Source organism: Burkholderia metallica (assembly GCF_902832845.1).
Lineage (GTDB): Bacteria > Pseudomonadota > Gammaproteobacteria > Burkholderiales > Burkholderiaceae > Burkholderia > Burkholderia metallica.
Window position 1 is genome coordinate 99,599 of the sequence record NZ_CADFDB010000010.1, and the last position, 16,299, is coordinate 115,897.

Consider the following 16,299-nt stretch of genomic DNA (forward strand, 5'->3'; position numbering starts at 1 on the left):
GCCGCGTTACTTCAGCTTGACCCCCGGTACCAGGTAGCGCGAACCGCCCGGCTTCAGAACCGGCGCGAGCGCCTCAAACGACGCATCGAGCTGCGGCCCGAGACGCGCGCCCATCGCGTGCCCGATGCCGGAGACGCTGAACGACAGCTTGCCGGGCACATCGAACTCGAACGCCAGATACTGCGGGAATACGTCGGCGCATGCGATCGAATCGCCGTCGCCATCCGTCGGGTGAGCGACGGATTCGGCCTTGTCACGCAGCCGCGTGATGAAGCTCACCAGTGCGGGGCTCGTTTCCGGATCGCCATCCTTGCCTGCCGTAGTCGCGTCGATCACGCGATTCCAGTCGAGATACGTGCCGCGCAGCAGATCGGAGACGGTCATCGCGGCGTGTCGGTTGGGCGGCGAACAATCGGTCGCGACAGGCGGCGCCCGGCGCGGCCAACACCCCGCCTCGCGCGGCATCGGATTTAGGCGTTTACCTTCAAACAGCGGAAAACACCCATCGAGGGCGGGTTCGTTGTGCTTCAATGAATCTGGTTTGTACTCCTACTAAAATTACGGATTCAGAACAGGCCGGATCATTCATTCACAGGAGACAGTCGATGGCTTTGAAACGGTTTTGAAGCGCCACACGCGATGGTCTGCAACACCGCCGAACTTCCTTCGATGAAAGCAGGTTATCCCAGGGGCTCCCACCATGTCCTCCAGACGTTTCATGATGGCCGCGGCGGCCGTTTCCGCCGCGCTGGCCGTCGCCGCGCCGCCGGCCACTGCCGCCGCGCCGACCGTGTCCGACCCGTTCTACACGTACACCGGCACCACGCCGCTGGCATCGATTCCACCGGGCACCGTGCTCAAGACGCGCAACGTCACCTATCACGTGGCCGGCATCCCGACCGCGCTGACCGCGCAGCAGTTGCTGTATCGCACCAATAACGCGCTGAACCAGCCGGTCGTCAACGTGACGTCGGTGATCCGGAGCCAGGTCAGCAACGGCCGCGCGATCTCGTACCAGTCGGCCTACGATTCGCTGAACCCGTACGACGAGCCGTCGCAGGTGATCGCCGGCGACCGCGACGTCACGAAGGTCATCAACGTCGGCACGTTGCTCTACAGCGCGGAATCGATTCCGCTGTCGACGCTGCTGCTGCTCGGCTACAACGTGATCGTGCCCGATACGGAAGGCCAGACGTCCGACTTCGCGGCCGGCCCCGAGTACGGGATGACCACGCTCGATTCGATCCGCGCGGCGCTCAACACGCCGTCGACCGGCCTCAATCCGTCGAGCAAGGTCGCGATGATCGGCTATTCCGGCGGCGCGATCGCGACAAACTGGGCCGCGCAGCTCGCGCCGAGCTATGCGCCCGAGATCAACCGGCAGCTCGTCGGCGCGGCGGAAGGCGGCGTGCTGGTCGATCCCGCGCACAACCTGCGCTACGTCGACGGCAGCATCGTGTGGGGCGGCGTGGCCGCGGCCGCGCTGGCCGGCCTGTCGCGCGGCTACGGCTTCGACCTGACGCCGTATCTCAGCGATACCGGCATGGCCGTGTTCAAGGACATCCAGAGCCAGTCGCTCGCGTACATCCTGCCGAAGTACACGGGGCTGCATTGGGGCACGCTGTTCAAGCCGCAGTACGCGAACGACATCAACAGCATTCCGGTGTACGTGACGTACGCGAACAAGGTGAATGCCGGGCTGGCCCCGTCGCCGACGATCCCGATGTTCATCGGCCAGGGCACGGCCGGCGCGCTCGACGGCACCTTCGGCAGCCAGGTGGGCGACGGCGTGATGCTCGCGTACGACGTGCGCGCGCTCGCGCAGAAGTTCTGCGCGAGCGGCACGCCGGTCACGTACAACGAGTATCCGCTCGAGCATGCGGGCGCGATCGTGCCGTGGGTGGCCGGCATGTTGCCGTGGCTCTACGACCGCTTCAACGGGAAAGCCGCGCCGAGCAATTGCTGGCTCACGTCGCTGCTGCCGAGCAATTCGCTGGCGCCCGAGACGCTGCACTAGCCGCGCCGCAACGCCGCGCAGGGCCGGGCGACCCGTCACGGGTCGCCTTTTTTCGTTCCGGGATCGACCGCGAACGCACGAGCGCGGCCTTCACCGCTCCCGCTCTCCCGCCGCCCCCGTCCCGCCCGAGTGCCATAATCGAGCCTGCCCGTCATTCCAAAAGTCCCCCGGAGAATCACCATGCAGAACCTCGACAATCCTTCCCACGATCGCGAGGTAGGCAGCGCCGACGCGACGCAGGACACCACGCGCATCGACGACGTCCGCATCGGCGCGGTGCGTCCGCTGATTTCGCCGGCGCTGCTGCTGGACGAACTGCCGGTGCCGGCCGCCACGCAGACGCTCGTCGAGGACACGCGCCGCGCGATCGGCGACATCCTGCACGGCCGCGACGACCGGCTGCTGCTCGTCGTCGGCCCGTGCTCGATCCACGATCACGACCAGGCGCTCGACTACGCGCGCCGCCTGAAGGCGACCGCCGATGCGCTGAAGGACGACCTGCTGATCACGATGCGCGTGTACTTCGAGAAGCCGCGCACGACGGTCGGCTGGAAGGGCTACATCAACGATCCGCGCCTCGACGGAAGTTTCCGCATCAACGAAGGGCTGCGCGCCGCGCGGCAACTGCTGCTCGACATCAACGCGCTGGGCCTGCCGGCGTCGACCGAATTTCTCGACCTGCTGAGCCCGCAGTACATCGCCGACCTGATCGCGTGGGGCGCGATCGGCGCGCGCACGACCGAGAGCCAGAGCCATCGCCAGCTCGCGTCGGGCCTGAGCTGCCCGATCGGCTTCAAGAACGGCACCGACGGCGGCGTACAGGTCGCATCCGATGCGATCGTCGCCGCGGCCGCGAGCCATGCGTTCATGGGGATGACGAAGATGGGGATGGCCGCGATCTTCGAGACACGCGGCAACGACGACGCGCACGTGATCCTGCGCGGCGGCAAGAACGGCCCGAACTACGACGCCGAACACGTCGAGGCGAGCTGCGCGGTGCTGCGCAAGGCCGGGCTGCGCGAGCAGGTGATGGTCGACTGCTCGCACGCGAACTCGAACAAGTCGCACGATCGTCAGGTCGACGTCGCGCAGGATCTCGCGCGGCAACTGTCGCAGGGCGAGCAACGGATCGTCGGCGTGATGGTGGAGAGCCATCTCGAGGCCGGACGTCAGGACCTGAAGCCGGGCGTGCCGCTGAAGTACGGCGTATCGATCACCGATGCGTGCCTGAGCTGGGCGCAGACGGAACCCGTGCTCGACGTGCTGGCCGACGCCGTGCGGCAACGGCGCGCGCGCAACGCGTGACGCGTGGTGCGATGGGCTGCCGACGACGCATCACCGGCCCCGCAACGATGTCGCAATGATCGAGCGGCTTCGCGACGAAGTCAGCCGGGATTATTCCGGCACGCTGACCATTGCGAACGATCTGGACGAGATCGCCGTCTGACGGGCGGGTTCGCCACGAGCGGAAGGCCCACATGCCGACAGGCCGGCCGGTCGTCGCTGCGTCCGATCGCCGCTGGCCGGCTGGGGCCGGTGCGGCTACCATGGCGTGGTATCGCGCGGCAGGCCGCTGCGCGTGCACTCATCGGCGGCGCGGCCGGCCGCCGGTCCGCGGGCGAAGCGCGATGCATGCGTCGCTTCGCTCGCGGAATCCACAACAACCGAACCGGAGTGCAACACCATGACGTTCCACAAGACCCTCCTCGCAGCAACCATCCTCGCATCGAGCGTCAGCGCGCACGCGCAGATCGCCGGTGCGCAGCCGATCAGCGTGACCGTCGAGCAATCGCAGGCGCTGCTCGAAGGCTGGAGCGTGAAGAAGAGCGTGCTCGGCAAGTCCGTGTACAACGACGAGAACCAGAAGGTCGGCACCGTGCGCGACCTGATCGTCGCGCCGGACGGCTCGGTGTCGGCGGCGATCGTGTCGGCCGGCGGCTTCCTCGGCGTGGCCGCGCACGACGTCGCGGTGCCGATCGCGTCGCTCGACGTGCGCAACGGCAACATCTACCTGCCGGGCGCGACGAAGGACGCGCTGAAGGCGACGCCCGCGTTCCAGTACGCGAAGGTGCCGTCGCCGCCGAAGCCGAAGAAGCTCGACGACAAGCACTGAGCAGGCGCGTAGCACCCATCGGCCGGCGCGGCCCGGCGCATCACGCGCCGGGCCGCGCCGTCTGCGTTCAACCGCTCGACGTCTCGTCCGGCGGCGCGAGCGCCACGACGTGGCTGATGCCTTCGTGCGCCATCTTCGTGTAAGGGCTGAAGCGCTCCGTATGGCGGACGAGTTCTTCCGCCACCGTGCGCTCGACGCCCGGCAGCCGCACGCGAATGTTCGCGCTCAGCATGAACAGCCCGTCCACCGGATCGCGGCAGAAGTCGACCGACGCGCTGACCGACGCGCCGTCGATCGACACGCCGGCTCGCGCGGCGAGCAGGCTCAGCGCGCCGTGAAAGCACGCCGCATAGCTCGCGGCAAACAACTGTTCCGGGTTCGGGCCGTCGCCCGGGCCGCCGAGCGCGCGCGGCAGGCGCAGCGCCACATCGAGGCGGCCGTCGTCGGAACGCGCGACGCCCGACGCGCGGCCGTGCTCCGCCGCGCCGCCCGTGACGGTCACCGTCGTCGAATAGAGCGTGCGCGGCTCCCGTCCGCGATAAGGGTCGAGCAGCGAGAGCGGCGGCGGGCGAAGCGGCGTCATGGCGTACGGGATCCTGCTGGGCGGCTCAGCGCGCGGGCTGGCTGTTGCGAAACCACGCGTCGAACGTCGTCGTGCCGAGGCGGGCGCCCGGCCCGGGCACGAGCGTGTCGTCCTGCAGCATCGCGCCGAAGTAATCGGCATCCGCGTCCTTGACCACCGTGCGCGGATCGTGCGTGACCTGCAGGAAATGTTCGACCAGATCGGCGATCCGCACACGATCGGGGCCGCCGATTTCGGCGATGCCGTTGCGCGGCGCGGCGAGTGCGACATCGGTGACGGCGGCAGCGACGTCGTCCGACGCGATCGGCTGGAAGAACGCGGTGGTCTGGCGCGTGGTGTCGCCTTCGGTGCTCGCCTGCGCGATCGCACCGACGAATTCGAAGAACTGCGTCGAGCGCACGATCGTGTACGGCACGCCCGCCGCGCGGATCAGGTCTTCCTGGATGAGCTTGCCGCGGAAATACGCGCTTTGCTGCAGGCGGTCGGTGCCGACCACCGACAGCGCGACGTGATGGCGCACGCCGGCCGCACGCTCCGCGGCGAACAGGTTGCGTCCCGACGTCTCGAAGAAGGCCTTCACGGCCGCTTCCTCGAACGACGGCGAGTTCGCGAGATCGACCACGACGTCCGCGCCCGCGAGCGCGTCGGCCAGCCCCGCGCCGGTGATCGTGTCGACGCCGGTCGACGGCGCCGCCGCAACGGCTTCGTGACCGCGCGCGATCAGGTTCCTGACGACTTTGCTGCCGATGAGGCCGGTACCACCTATCACGACGATTTTCACGAATGTTCTCCTTGTAGGGGCGCGATTAGCGCGCCCCCTGAATCTGTCGAAGCCGGCACGCGCCGCGCTGGCGCGACGCTGCCGGCACGTTGCCGAAGGGCGCGCGCGACGATGAGCGCGCCGTCGACCCGCCCGTATCGTAGGCACGCGCCACGTAACCCGGAAGGGCCCCGCAGGCCCTCATGATGTTGCATCGAATGCATCAATCGACTGCCTCCAGCGGCGCCATCGACGTCATCGTCGTCAGGCACAGCAGGTCGCGCGCCCGCGTCTGGTCGATCATGTAGTCGATGAACACGCGGATGCGCGTCGGCAGATGCTTGCGGCTCAGGTAGCACAGATAGTGTCCGCCGTCGTCCGGTGCGTGCTGGCCGAGGCAGCTCACCAGTTGCCCGTCGGCAAGCAGGTCGCACACCTGGTACGCGGGCAGTTGCGCGATGCCGAGCCCGTCGAGCGCGGCGCGCACGACCAGGTCCATGTCGTTGAACGTGTGATGTGCGGCGAGCTGGCGCTGCTGCGCGAGCCCGTCGACCTTGAATTCCCATTCGGTCACGCGGCCCGACGCCGTGCGCAGGTTGATGCAGCGGTGCTGCGCCAGCTCGTCCACGTGACGCGGCAGGCCGTACCGGTGCGCGTACGACGGCGACGCGCAGACGATCATCTGCATTGGAATCAATCGGCGCGCGACGATCGCGCTGTCCTCCATGCGGCCGTCGCGAAACGCGACGTCGATGCGGTCGGCGGAGAAATCGGCCGGCCGGTCGTTCAGCAGCAGCTCCAGCGTGATGTCCGGATACTGCGCGTGGAAATCGCGCAGCAGCGGCGCGATGATCTTGCGGCCGAAGCCGGGCGTCGAGCCGATCCGCAGATGGCCGCTCGGCGGGCCGCTGCGCAGCTCGCGCATGTCCTCGAGCGCCTGCGCCAGATGTTCGATGCCCGGCCGGCAGTTTTCGTAGAAGAGCTCGCCTTCGCGCGTCAGCGACATGCTGCGCGTCGTGCGCTGGAACAGGCGCGCGTCGAGCCGGTCCTCGAGCCGTTGCACGTGGCGGCTGACCGACGAGCGGCCGACGCCGAGGCGATCGGCCGCGCGGGCGAAGCTGCCCTCGGTGACGACGGCCAGGAAGGTGACCACACCTGCGTAGCAGGTCGAGAAGCCGCGCGCAAATGGATCGTCGGCATCGGGGCGGCGAATGGAAGTGTCTGACATGGGCGCTGGATTCGTGGTGTCCATATGCGACTAGACGTTTCAGCGCTACTGCCTGTGACACCGTCCGCCGCATTTTTAAAAAAACGGGACGCGGCGGGGTGCAGGCCGGTTATTTTTCCGGCACGAACACGGGCGCTCCCTTGTCCTTCAACAGCAGCACGATGAACTTCGCGGGTTTCGTGCTGCTCGCGTTGCGTCCGACCGTGTGCAGGTCGTCCGGGCCTTCGTAGAAGGTCTGGCCCGGCTTCAGCGTGACGGGCTCGCCGCCCTTCACCTGCATCACGATCGAGCCCTCCACGACATAGACGAACGCGTCGGCGTGGTGACGATGGACGGGGTCGACCGCGCCGGGCGGGTATTCGACCGAGATCATCTCGGCTTCCTTGCCCGGGTACGCGTCGAGCGGCTTCGTCATCAGCGGCGTGACGATGGCGGAAGGCGCCGCGTGGACGGCGCCGGCGTGGGCGGCCGCGGCGACGAGCGCGGCCGCGACGACAGGTTTGAAGCGAATCATCGGATGGATTCCAGTGAGGCGGCCGGCGGGCAGCAGGCGGCGATGGAGGGCGGCTGCCGGCGCGTCAGGCGAGGTTCGCCTTGTCGAGACCGTAGACCTTGTCGGCCGAACCCGGCACGGTGCGGAACGCGACGTTCGCGCGGTTCCAGCCGTTGATCGCCATCACTTCGAACGTCAGATCCGACAATTCCTTTTCGGAGAACTGGCCGCGTACGCGATCGTAGATGTCGTCCGGCACGCCGTGCTCGGGCAGTTTCGTCAGCACTTCGGTCCACGCGAGCGCGGCCCGCTCGCGCGGCGAGAACAGCGTCGACTCGCGCCACGCCGCGAGATGGTGCAGGCGCAACTCGCGCTCGCCGTGCAGGCGCGCCTCCTTCACGTGCATGTCGAGGCAGAATGCGCAGCCGTTGATCTGCGACGCGCGCGCGGACACGAGATCGCGGATCGATTCCTCGATCGCGCTGGTGCGCAGCAGGTTGCTGAGTTCGAGGAACTGCCGGAACAGCTCCGGCGATTGATGCATGTAGTTGAGACGTTGCGTCATGATTTCTCCTGGCGACGAAGAGGCGAGCCCGCGCTCGGCGGGTGTCGTGGGGCGGCAGGGCGCCGCGCGAAATCATCTTAGGAGCGCGCGGCGGCGCGCGGTAGCCACGCAAAGGGACGCATCATGTTGCGCGCGCTGCACCAATGCCGCATCGGGCGGCACACGGTGCGCGCGTCGGGCTTCAGGCCGCCGATCGTCAGGCGTCAGCCGGCATCGCACGCGGCTGCGATGCGCGCGAGCTTGTCCGGGTTGCGCTGCACGAGAATCCGGACGATGCGCGCGCCGTCCGTCTCGAACGCCATCGCCGATTCGAGTTGCCCGGCGATGAAGCGCAGCATCGCCCATTCGTCGTTCAGCACGACCGGGCGCATTTCGACGCCGTCGCCGCAGCGCAGCCACGTCGCGTAGAACAGTTGTGCAATGCGGCGACCGCCGACCATCGGTTTCGGGAAACTCTGGACCTTGCCGCCGCCGTCGCCGATCAGCATCGCGTCTTCGGCGAGCAGCGCCTGGATCGACGGGAAATCGCCTTGCGCGAGCGCGTGCGAAAAGGTCTGCAGCAGTCGCCGGTGCGTTTCGCGCGGCACCACATGGCGCGGCCGGTCGTCGTCGCGCAGCTGGGCCTTCGCGCGGCTGACGAGTTGCCGGCACGCGGCTTCGGATTTGCCGATCGCGTCGGCGATCTCGTCGTAGTCGGCATCGAACACTTCGCGCAGCAGGAACGCGGCGCGCGCTTCCGGCGTCAGGCGTTCGAGCAGCAGCAGGTACGCGACCGAGACGTCGTTCGCGCGCTCCGTCATCTCCTCGGGCGTCGCCGGCGATTCGCCGAGCTCGGGCTCGGGCAGCCAGATGCCCGTGTAGTGCTCGCGCCGGATCTTCGCCGCGCGCAGGCGGTCGATCGACGTCCGGGTCGTGACCGCGACGAGCCATGCCTCGCTGTTCTCGATGCCGTCGCGCGCCGCTTCGTGCCAGCGGAGCCACACGTCCTGCACGATGTCTTCGGCGTCCGCGACCGAGCCGAGCATCCGGTACGCGATCTTCTGCAGGCGCGGGCGCAGCGCGCGGAAAGTCTGTGCGTCGTCGGTCGTCACAGCCACACCCCGCTGAAGCCGAACGTCACGGGCCCGGTCAGGAACGCGCTGCCGGCGCCGTCCCAGCGCACCGTGACGTCGCCGCCGTCGCACTCGACCCGCACGGCCGCGTCGAGCAGCCCGCGCCGGATGCCGTTGACCACCGCGCCGCACGCACACGATCCGGAGCCGAGCGGCACGCCGCCGCCGCGCTCCCAGATGCGCAGGCGAATATGCGTGCGATCGATGACCTGGACGAAATGCACATTGGTTTTCTGCGGAAACAGCGGATGCGTTTCGATGGCCGGGCCGAGCGCCGCGACATCGATCGTGCGCAGATCGTCGACGAAGAACGTGCAATGCGGATTGCCCATGCTGCACGCGGCCGGCGCGCCGGGCAGCGGCAGCGCGAGCGTGTCGAGCGCGTCGGCGACCGGCACGTCCCGCCAGCCGGTGAGCGGCGTGCCCATCCCGACGGTGATCAGGCCGTCGGTGTCGCCCGAACACACGAGATAGCCGCGCGGCGTGCGCAGCACGAGCGACGTCATGCCGGTTTCCTGCATCAGCTTCCACGCGACGCCGCGCGTGGCGCTGCCGCACGTGTCGAGCGCCGAGCCGTCGGCGTTCCAGAACGCGACGCGGGCCGCCGCGTCGTCGCAGTCCGACACGACCGCGAGCTGGTTGAAGCCGATGCCGCCACGCCGGTCGCCCATGCGCCGTACCAGCGCGCGGTCGATGCGGTGCGCGCGATCGTGATCCTGGCCGCGCAGGTCGACGATGACGAAGTCATCGCCGTTCGCGTTCATCTTCTGAAATCCGATCGGCATGGCAATTCCGGTGGGAGGCAGGCGAACACTGTACGGTGCGCGCGGCCGGGGATCAATGCCGTTCGCGCGCGGGGCCATGCGGCGCCGGGAGATGCGACGCGCCCGGCGCACGGCGCGCAGCCCGCTTGCCGATCACGTCGTTGCCACGCCGCCCGGGTTCGTCACGCGCCGCTTGGGGGACACCCCAATGACGAAGCATATCGTAAGGTGTGTAATATAAATGAAAGTTAAATTCGGATCTGTCTGTAGTCGTGACGCCCGCGCGCCCGCGTAACGGATCCGGCTCTCCGCCACGCGCCATTCTCGCCTTCAATAGAACACCCTATGGAACAACTCGTCGATTCGCTCAACGGTGTCATCTGGAGCCCCGCGCTCATCTTTCTCTGCCTTGCCGCGGGGCTGTACTTTTCGCTGCGCACGCGCTTCGCGCAGGTTCGCCATTTCGTCGAGATGCTGCGCCTGATGCGCGGCAGCAAGGCTTCGGCGGAGGGCGTGTCGTCGTTCCAGGCGCTGGCGATGTCGCTGTCGGGGCGCGTCGGCACCGGCAACATCGCGGGCGTCGCGACGGCCATCACGTTCGGTGGCCCCGGGGCGATGTTCTGGATGTGGCTCGTCGCGTTCCTCGGCGCGAGCACCGCGTTCGTCGAATCGACGCTGTCGCAGATCTACAAGGTGCGGCGCGAAGGGCAGTATCGCGGCGGCCCCGCGTATTACATCGAGAAGGGGCTCGGCATCCGCTGGTATGCGGTGGCGTTCGCGATTGCCACCGTGCTCGCGTGCGGGCTGCTGCTCCCGGGCGTGCAGGCGAACGGGATCTCGTCCGCGATCGAGAATTCGTTCGGCATCGCGAAGCCCGTCACGGGCGCGGTGCTCGTGCTGCTGCTTGGGCTCATCATCTTCGGCGGCGTGAAGCGGATCGCGCGCGTCGCGGAAATCGTCGTGCCGTTCATGGCGCTCGGCTACATCCTGATCGCGTGCGTCGTGATCGCGCTCGACATCGAGCGCCTGCCGGGTGTCGTCAAGCTGGTGTTCGAAAGCGCGTTCGGCTTCGAGGCCGGCTTCGGCGCGGTGCTCGGCATGGCGATCCAGTGGGGCGTGAAGCGCGGCGTCTATTCGAACGAAGCGGGGCAGGGCACCGGCCCGCACGCGTCGGCTGCCGCCGAAGTGACGCACCCGGCGCAGCAGGGGCTCGTGCAGGCGTTCTCCGTCTACGTCGATACGCTGTTCGTCTGCTCGGCGACGGGCTTCATGATCCTGATCACCGGCGCGTACAACGTGGTCGCGCCGGGCGGCCGCGCGCTGTTCTCGGGCGCGGCCGGCATCGAGGCCGGCCCCGGTTATACGCAGATGGCCGTCGAGTCGGTGCTGCCGGGCTTCGGCGCGGCGTTCGTCGCGATGGCGCTGTTCTTCTTCGCGTTCACCACGATCCTCGCGTACTACTACATCGCGGAAACCAACGTGGCGTACCTGAGCCGCGCGCGCAGCAGCGCCGCCGGCACGTTCGTGCTGCGCGCGGTGATCCTGCTCGCGACGCTGTACGGTGCGGTGAAGAGCGCGAGCGTCGCGTGGGCGCTGGGCGACATCGGCGTCGGGTTGATGGCGTGGCTCAACATCGTCGCGATCCTGCTGCTGCAGAAACCGGCGCTCAAGGCGCTGCGCGACTACGAAGCGCAGAAGCGCGCGGGACGCGAGCCGGCGTTCGATCCGGCCGCGCTCGGCATCGCGAACGCGACGTTCTGGGAGAAGCCGGCGGCGGCCAGCGGCGCGCGCGACAGCCGGGCAGAGCCGGTCGTGGTGGCCGAGCGGCAGTCGTAGCAACGCCTCCCGTGGCGGTGCGCCGTCTGCGAGGACGGCGGCGCGCATTGCGGGAATCCTGCGGTTCACTCCAGCGGCCGGCACTTCTGTTGCCGGCCGTTTTGCATCGTGCTGCGCCGGGCAGGCCGGCGCGATTCCCGACGCTTCCCCCGAACGTTGCGCGCACATCTACGTAATTCTACGTAGATGTGCATACGTAGTTGTCCGCTTGTAAGCTGCCCCCGTCGCACGGAATACTACGGCCCATCGCCGCGGCCTTTGCGAGACCGTGGCACGACGCATCGACGTCACGCGTGTGCGGTGCCTTCGCCGCATGCCATCTAAAACATATTGGAGACCAGGAGACGCCATGAATCGGGCTTCCAGTACCCTGCTCTGGATTGCGGTCGCGCTGCTCGGCGCGTTCGCGTTCGGCACGATCGCACTCGCACACGGCGAGCGCGTCAGTGCCCTCTGGATCGTGATCGCCGCAGTCTGCGTGTATCTGATCGCGTATCGCTTCTACAGCCGTTTCATCGCCAGCAAGGTCATGCAGCTCGACGGGCTGCGGATGACGCCGGCCGTCAAGTACAACGACGGCCTCGACTACGTGCCGACCAACAAGTACGTGCTGTTCGGCCATCACTTCGCCGCGATCGCCGGCGCCGGCCCGCTCGTCGGGCCCGTGCTCGCCGCGCAGATGGGCTACACGCCCGGCATGCTGTGGATCCTGGCCGGCGTCGTGTTCGCCGGCGCGGTGCAGGACTTCATCGTGCTGTTCATCTCGACGCGCCGCGACGGCCGCTCGCTCGGCGACCTCGTGAAGATGGAGCTCGGCACCGTGCCCGGCGTGATCGCGCTGTTCGGCGCGTTCCTGATCATGGTGATCATCCTCGCGGTGCTCGCGCTGATCGTCGTGAAGGCGCTGACCAATTCGCCGTGGGGCACGTTCACCGTCGCCGCGACGATTCCGATCGCGCTGTTCATGGGCGTCTATACGCGCTACATCCGCCCGGGCCGCATCGGCGAAGTGTCGATCATCGGCTTCGTGCTGCTGATGGCGTCGATCGCGTTCGGCCAGCACGTGCACGATTCGCCGACGCTCGCCGCGTGGTTCACGTTCACCGGCACGCAGCTCACGTGGATCCTGATCGGCTACGGCTTCGTCGCATCGGTGCTGCCGGTGTGGCTGCTGCTCGCGCCGCGCGACTACCTGTCGACGTTCCTGAAGATCGGCACGATCCTCGGCCTCGCGATCGGCATCCTGGTCGTCGCGCCGGAGCTGAAGATGCCCGCGCTGACGAAGTTCGTCGACGGCACGGGCCCGGTGTGGTCGGGCAACCTGTTCCCGTTCCTGTTCATCACGATCGCATGCGGTGCGGTGTCGGGCTTCCACGCGCTGATCTCGTCGGGCACGACGCCGAAGCTGATCGACAACGAAACCAACGCGCGCTTCATCGGCTACGGCGCGATGCTGATGGAATCGTTCGTCGCGATCATGGCGCTGGTCGCCGCGTGCGTGATCGAACCGGGCATCTACTTCGCGATGAACGCGCCGGCCGCCGTGCTCGGCTCGACGCCGGAAGCGGTGGCCAATACCGTCACGCAGTGGGGATTCGTGCTGACGCCCGACATGCTCACGCAGACCGCGAAGGCCGTCGGCGAAACGACGATCATCGCGCGCGCGGGCGGCGCGCCGACGCTGGCCGTCGGCATGGCGCACATCCTGCACCAGGTGATCGGCGGCGAAGCGATGATGGCGTTCTGGTATCACTTCGCGATCCTGTTCGAAGCGCTGTTCATCCTGACCGCCGTCGACGCCGGCACGCGCGCGGGCCGCTTCATGCTGCAGGACCTGCTCGGCACGTTCCACCCGGCGCTCAAGCGCACCGAGTCGCTGCCCGCGAACCTGGTCGCCACCGCGCTGTGCGTGGCTGCGTGGGGCTACTTCCTGTATCAAGGCGTGGTCGATCCGCTCGGCGGCATCAACACGCTGTGGCCGCTGTTCGGCATCTCGAACCAGATGCTCGCCGCGATCGCGCTGGTGCTCGGCACCGTCGTGCTGTTCAAGATGAAGCGCGAGCGCTACGCATGGGTGACGATCGTGCCGACCGCGTGGCTGCTGATCTGCACGCTGACCGCCGGCTGGCAGAAGATTTTCGACGCGAACCCGAAGGTCAGCTTCCTCGCGCACGCCGCGAAGCTGCAGGCCGCAGTGGACGAAGGCAAGGTGCTCGCGCCGGCGAAGTCGATCGCGCAGATGAAGCGGATCATCTTCAACGACTACATCGATGCGGCGCTGGCCGGGCTGTTCATCTTCGTCGTCGTGAGCATCGCGGTGTACGGCGTGATCGCCGTGCTGCGCGCGCGCCGCGAGTCGAAGCCGACCGTGCGCGAGACGCCGTACGAGCCGATGCCGGCCGCGCAGGCGCTCGGCAGCGGCCGATAACCGGAGGCCGCGATGTTCAGCGATCTCGGCAGCGACCTGCGCAGCGCGGGGCGTTACCTCGGGCAGGCGTTGCGGCTGATGGTCGGCTTGCCCGACTACGACACCTACGTCGCGCACATGCGCGAGACCCATCCGGACCGCGAGCCGATGACGTACGAGGCATTCTTCCGCGAGCGTCAGAATGCGCGGTACGGGTCGGGGGCGGGAAAGTGTTGCTGAACCCGTTCGTCGAAATGAACTGACGATTCGGGCCTGTCATCGAAACAGAAGCGCCGCGACGGATGTCGCGGCGTTTTTTTTCGTGGGCGGGCCGGCGGTGCGCGTCGCCGTTTGCCCGGGCGCAGCACGGCGAATGCCGGCCGCCGGTATCATAGGGGCTTCTTTTTTTCCCCGATGGACCCGCAGGAGAACACGTCGTGCATGTCGGTGAGCGTTTCAACAGCATTTCCCATCTCGTCGGCGCGGTGCTGTCGGTGGCGGGTCTCGTGGCGCTCGTGACGATGGGCGCGCTCGAAGGCGATCCGTACAAGGTCGTGAGCTTCAGCGTGTACGGCGCGATGCTGATCCTGCTCTATGCGATTTCGACGCTGTACCACAGCGTGCGCAATCCGCGCCTGAAAGCGATCCTGCAGAAGTGCGACCACGCGGCGATCTACCTGCTGATCGCCGGCAGCTACACGCCGTTCACGCTGGTGACGCTGCGCGGCCCGTGGGGCTGGTCGCTGTTCGGCGTGAGCTGGGGGCTGGCCGTGTTCGGCATCGTGCAGGAGCTGACGCTCGGCCGGCGCACGCGCCTGCTGTCGATGATCCTGTACGTGGCGATGGGCTGGCTCGCGCTCGTCGCGGTGCGCCCGCTGCTTCATGCGCTGCCGCCGGTCGGCACTGCATGGCTCGTGGCCGGCGGCCTGATCTACAGCGCCGGGATCTACTTCTTCATCAACGACGAACGCATTCGCCACGGGCACGGCATCTGGCATCTGTTCGTGCTGGCCGGCAGCCTGTGCCAGTTCGTCAGTGTCGCGATGTACGTCGCGTAAGCGGAATGCCGCGTCGAGCCGGTGACGACGCGCAACGGGCGCGTGTGCCGGCGAGTGCGCGATCGACGCGCAGCGCTTGGCGTCGACGCGGCCCGTTCGCCGGCGGCCGTCACGTGCGCTCGGGTGCCGGCGCGGCGGCCCGCAGCGCGAGAAAACCGACCCAGCCCCAGTACACGCGATGATGCGCGATCAGCCCGTCGCGCAGATCCATCACTTCGACGAGATCGACCTGGTCGCCGTCCGGCGTGGCGCGCGGATATTCCCACGTGAGCTGGCGGCCGTTCGAGAAGAACAGCCCGGTGCGATACCAGCGCCCGAGCCGGCTGCCGGGGTTACGCAGGCCGGCCGCGAAGAACGCGCCGATCGCGGCCTTGCCGTGCAGCACGCCGGAGCCGTGGTCGGGCAGCGTGGCGACGATCAGCGGCGTTTCGAGCACCGCATCGTCGGCATACAGCGCCATCAGCGCGTCGACGTCGTGCGCGACGACGGATGCGTGCCAGTTTTCGTAAATGTGCCGGACGTCGGCGTCGGCGTGTGTCATGGCGGGTTCCGGAAGTGTCGATAACGGAACCCACTGTATCGGCGCGACGCCGCGAGACGTTTCACGCCGGCCCGAAACGTGGATGCGGATCGGGTCGAAGGCGGCCGCGCATCGGCCCTTATCCGGCCAGCGCGTCGAGATTCAGCACGTACGACTTGCCGATCCATACCGCGCAGTCGCGATGGTCGCGCAGGTCGTCGCCGGTATTCGGATGCAGGAAGATGTCGAGCGCGCCGTGGTTCAGCACAAGCCACGGCACGATGGCGTCGAAGCGCGCGGCTTCGAACGCGATCTGGTACGACCAGGCCGGATGCGGGCCGACGAGGCGCTCGTGAAAGCGGCCGAGTTCGACGACCGCGCCGAACCGTTCGTCGACGACCTGGCGAAACGCCCAGGCCGCGTCGCGGCTGGCCGCATCGAAATAGACGTGCGCGTGCCAACTGTGGATGGCGGTGGTGTCGGGGGCAACCATGACGAGACTCGAAAAAATGGGAATGCATGAGGCGCCGTGCGCAACGGCCGATGCGTGATTATCGCGCGTCCTCGCTGCGCGCGTCGTGTCGCTATCCGGCAATCCGGGCACGTCGGTTTGTGCTGAATCACGGAATCGTTCGTTAAGACAAAACCCGAAATCGAGGTGTGCGCACGCGCGATATCGCGCCGCAAGCGTTGCCGGCAGGTACGCCGGCTGCGATCGCGCCGGCAACACGTCATTTCGGAAAATGCAAAAACGCGGTGTGCGCTGCCGCGGATCGCCCGAATCCACGCGATCAGCGCGTTGAAAGAAATAAGGAAATTCCGGTTCGAAGGGATGCGCGCGCG

Annotated in this window: 17 protein-coding genes; 7 read left to right on the forward strand and 10 right to left on the reverse strand. The window is 67.7% G+C overall.

The window, feature by feature from the left end:
- Positions 1-6 precede the first annotated feature (6 nt).
- Complete coding sequence (locus HWX08_RS25435; protein WP_244122727.1) at positions 7-531, reverse strand: hypothetical protein; 525 nt, start codon at positions 529-531, stop codon at positions 7-9.
- Positions 532-700: 169 nt separating this feature from the next.
- Here HWX08_RS25435 and HWX08_RS25440 point away from each other — a divergent pair, with 169 nt between their 5' ends.
- The 3 genes from HWX08_RS25440 to HWX08_RS25450 all read left to right on the forward strand — a co-directional run bounded on the left by HWX08_RS25440 (position 701) and on the right by HWX08_RS25450 (position 4,130).
- Entirely contained in the window at positions 701-2,017 is a 1,317-nt protein-coding gene (locus HWX08_RS25440; protein ID WP_069260978.1) for a lipase family protein, read from the forward strand.
- Positions 2,018-2,197: 180 nt separating this feature from the next.
- A complete protein-coding gene (locus HWX08_RS25445) occupies positions 2,198-3,322 on the forward strand; it encodes a 3-deoxy-7-phosphoheptulonate synthase (protein ID WP_107311071.1) in 1,125 nt (374 codons plus the stop codon).
- Between the two features lie 379 nt (positions 3,323-3,701).
- A complete protein-coding gene (locus HWX08_RS25450; RefSeq protein ID WP_069260976.1) occupies positions 3,702-4,130 on the forward strand; it encodes a PRC-barrel domain-containing protein in 429 nt (142 codons plus the stop codon).
- Positions 4,131-4,197: 67 nt separating this feature from the next.
- Here HWX08_RS25450 and HWX08_RS25455 read toward each other — a convergent pair whose 3' ends face one another.
- The 7 genes from HWX08_RS25455 to dapF form a co-directional block, all read right to left on the reverse strand.
- On the reverse strand, positions 4,198-4,713 hold the full coding sequence (locus HWX08_RS25455) for an Ohr family peroxiredoxin (RefSeq protein ID WP_069260975.1): 516 nt from the start codon (positions 4,711-4,713) through the stop codon (positions 4,198-4,200).
- Positions 4,714-4,738: 25 nt separating this feature from the next.
- Positions 4,739-5,494 (reverse strand): SDR family oxidoreductase, encoded by a 756-nt coding sequence (locus HWX08_RS25460; protein ID WP_069260974.1) that lies wholly within the window; start codon positions 5,492-5,494, stop codon positions 4,739-4,741.
- A 202-nt stretch (positions 5,495-5,696) separates the two neighbouring features.
- Positions 5,697-6,701 (reverse strand): LysR family transcriptional regulator, encoded by a 1,005-nt coding sequence (locus tag HWX08_RS25465; RefSeq protein WP_069260973.1) that lies wholly within the window; start codon positions 6,699-6,701, stop codon positions 5,697-5,699.
- 109 nt (positions 6,702-6,810) lie between these two features.
- Positions 6,811-7,215 carry a cupin domain-containing protein gene (locus HWX08_RS25470; RefSeq protein WP_069260972.1) on the reverse strand — a complete coding sequence of 135 codons (405 nt, stop codon included), beginning with the start codon at positions 7,213-7,215 and terminating at the stop codon, positions 6,811-6,813.
- Between the two features lie 64 nt (positions 7,216-7,279).
- On the reverse strand, positions 7,280-7,759 hold the full coding sequence (locus HWX08_RS25475; RefSeq protein ID WP_069260971.1) for a carboxymuconolactone decarboxylase family protein: 480 nt from the start codon (positions 7,757-7,759) through the stop codon (positions 7,280-7,282).
- 203 nt (positions 7,760-7,962) lie between these two features.
- Complete coding sequence (locus tag HWX08_RS25480; protein ID WP_069260970.1) at positions 7,963-8,850, reverse strand: RNA polymerase sigma-70 factor; 888 nt, start codon at positions 8,848-8,850, stop codon at positions 7,963-7,965.
- Positions 8,847-9,656, reverse strand: coding sequence for a diaminopimelate epimerase (dapF, locus tag HWX08_RS25485; protein ID WP_174920985.1), 810 nt, complete (start codon positions 9,654-9,656; stop codon positions 8,847-8,849). Before dapF ends, HWX08_RS25480 begins: the two co-directional genes overlap by 4 nt.
- A gap of 324 nt (positions 9,657-9,980) precedes the next feature.
- Between dapF and HWX08_RS25490 the strand changes: the two genes are divergently transcribed.
- From HWX08_RS25490 to trhA, 4 genes are all read left to right on the forward strand, one after another.
- Complete coding sequence (locus tag HWX08_RS25490) at positions 9,981-11,471, forward strand: alanine/glycine:cation symporter family protein (RefSeq protein WP_174920984.1); 1,491 nt, start codon at positions 9,981-9,983, stop codon at positions 11,469-11,471.
- Positions 11,472-11,820: 349 nt separating this feature from the next.
- Complete coding sequence (locus tag HWX08_RS25495) at positions 11,821-13,899, forward strand: carbon starvation CstA family protein (RefSeq protein WP_107310129.1); 2,079 nt, start codon at positions 11,821-11,823, stop codon at positions 13,897-13,899.
- Between the two features lie 12 nt (positions 13,900-13,911).
- Positions 13,912-14,118: a YbdD/YjiX family protein gene (locus HWX08_RS25500; protein ID WP_014900797.1), complete on the forward strand. Its 207-nt coding sequence runs from the start codon at positions 13,912-13,914 to the stop codon at positions 14,116-14,118.
- Positions 14,119-14,315: 197 nt separating this feature from the next.
- Positions 14,316-14,936: a PAQR family membrane homeostasis protein TrhA gene (gene trhA, locus HWX08_RS25505; RefSeq protein WP_107310131.1), complete on the forward strand. Its 621-nt coding sequence runs from the start codon at positions 14,316-14,318 to the stop codon at positions 14,934-14,936.
- 109 nt (positions 14,937-15,045) lie between these two features.
- Here the strand turns inward: trhA and HWX08_RS25510 are convergent, their stop codons facing one another.
- Together HWX08_RS25510 and HWX08_RS25515 are read right to left on the reverse strand one after the other, a co-directional pair.
- Positions 15,046-15,477 (reverse strand): nuclear transport factor 2 family protein, encoded by a 432-nt coding sequence (locus HWX08_RS25510; RefSeq protein ID WP_174920983.1) that lies wholly within the window; start codon positions 15,475-15,477, stop codon positions 15,046-15,048.
- Between the two features lie 118 nt (positions 15,478-15,595).
- Positions 15,596-15,949: a DOPA 4,5-dioxygenase family protein gene (locus HWX08_RS25515; RefSeq protein ID WP_174920982.1), complete on the reverse strand. Its 354-nt coding sequence runs from the start codon at positions 15,947-15,949 to the stop codon at positions 15,596-15,598.
- Positions 15,950-16,299 lie beyond the last annotated feature (350 nt).

Coding starts and splice junctions, on each gene's coding strand:
- HWX08_RS25440 (WP_069260978.1), top strand. CDS start 701: ATGTCCTCCAGACGTTTCATGATGGCCGCGGCGGCCGTTTCCGCCGCG.
- HWX08_RS25445 (WP_107311071.1), top strand. CDS start 2,198: ATGCAGAACCTCGACAATCCTTCCCACGATCGCGAGGTAGGCAGCGCC.
- HWX08_RS25450 (WP_069260976.1), top strand. CDS start 3,702: ATGACGTTCCACAAGACCCTCCTCGCAGCAACCATCCTCGCATCGAGC.
- HWX08_RS25455 (WP_069260975.1), bottom strand. CDS start 4,713: ATGACGCCGCTTCGCCCGCCGCCGCTCTCGCTGCTCGACCCTTATCGC.
- HWX08_RS25465 (WP_069260973.1), bottom strand. CDS start 6,701: ATGTCAGACACTTCCATTCGCCGCCCCGATGCCGACGATCCATTTGCG.
- HWX08_RS25470 (WP_069260972.1), bottom strand. CDS start 7,215: ATGATTCGCTTCAAACCTGTCGTCGCGGCCGCGCTCGTCGCCGCGGCC.
- HWX08_RS25475 (WP_069260971.1), bottom strand. CDS start 7,759: ATGACGCAACGTCTCAACTACATGCATCAATCGCCGGAGCTGTTCCGG.
- dapF (WP_174920985.1), bottom strand. CDS start 9,656: ATGCCGATCGGATTTCAGAAGATGAACGCGAACGGCGATGACTTCGTC.
- HWX08_RS25490 (WP_174920984.1), top strand. CDS start 9,981: ATGGAACAACTCGTCGATTCGCTCAACGGTGTCATCTGGAGCCCCGCG.
- HWX08_RS25495 (WP_107310129.1), top strand. CDS start 11,821: ATGAATCGGGCTTCCAGTACCCTGCTCTGGATTGCGGTCGCGCTGCTC.
- HWX08_RS25500 (WP_014900797.1), top strand. CDS start 13,912: ATGTTCAGCGATCTCGGCAGCGACCTGCGCAGCGCGGGGCGTTACCTC.
- HWX08_RS25510 (WP_174920983.1), bottom strand. CDS start 15,477: ATGACACACGCCGACGCCGACGTCCGGCACATTTACGAAAACTGGCAC.
- HWX08_RS25515 (WP_174920982.1), bottom strand. CDS start 15,949: ATGGTTGCCCCCGACACCACCGCCATCCACAGTTGGCACGCGCACGTC.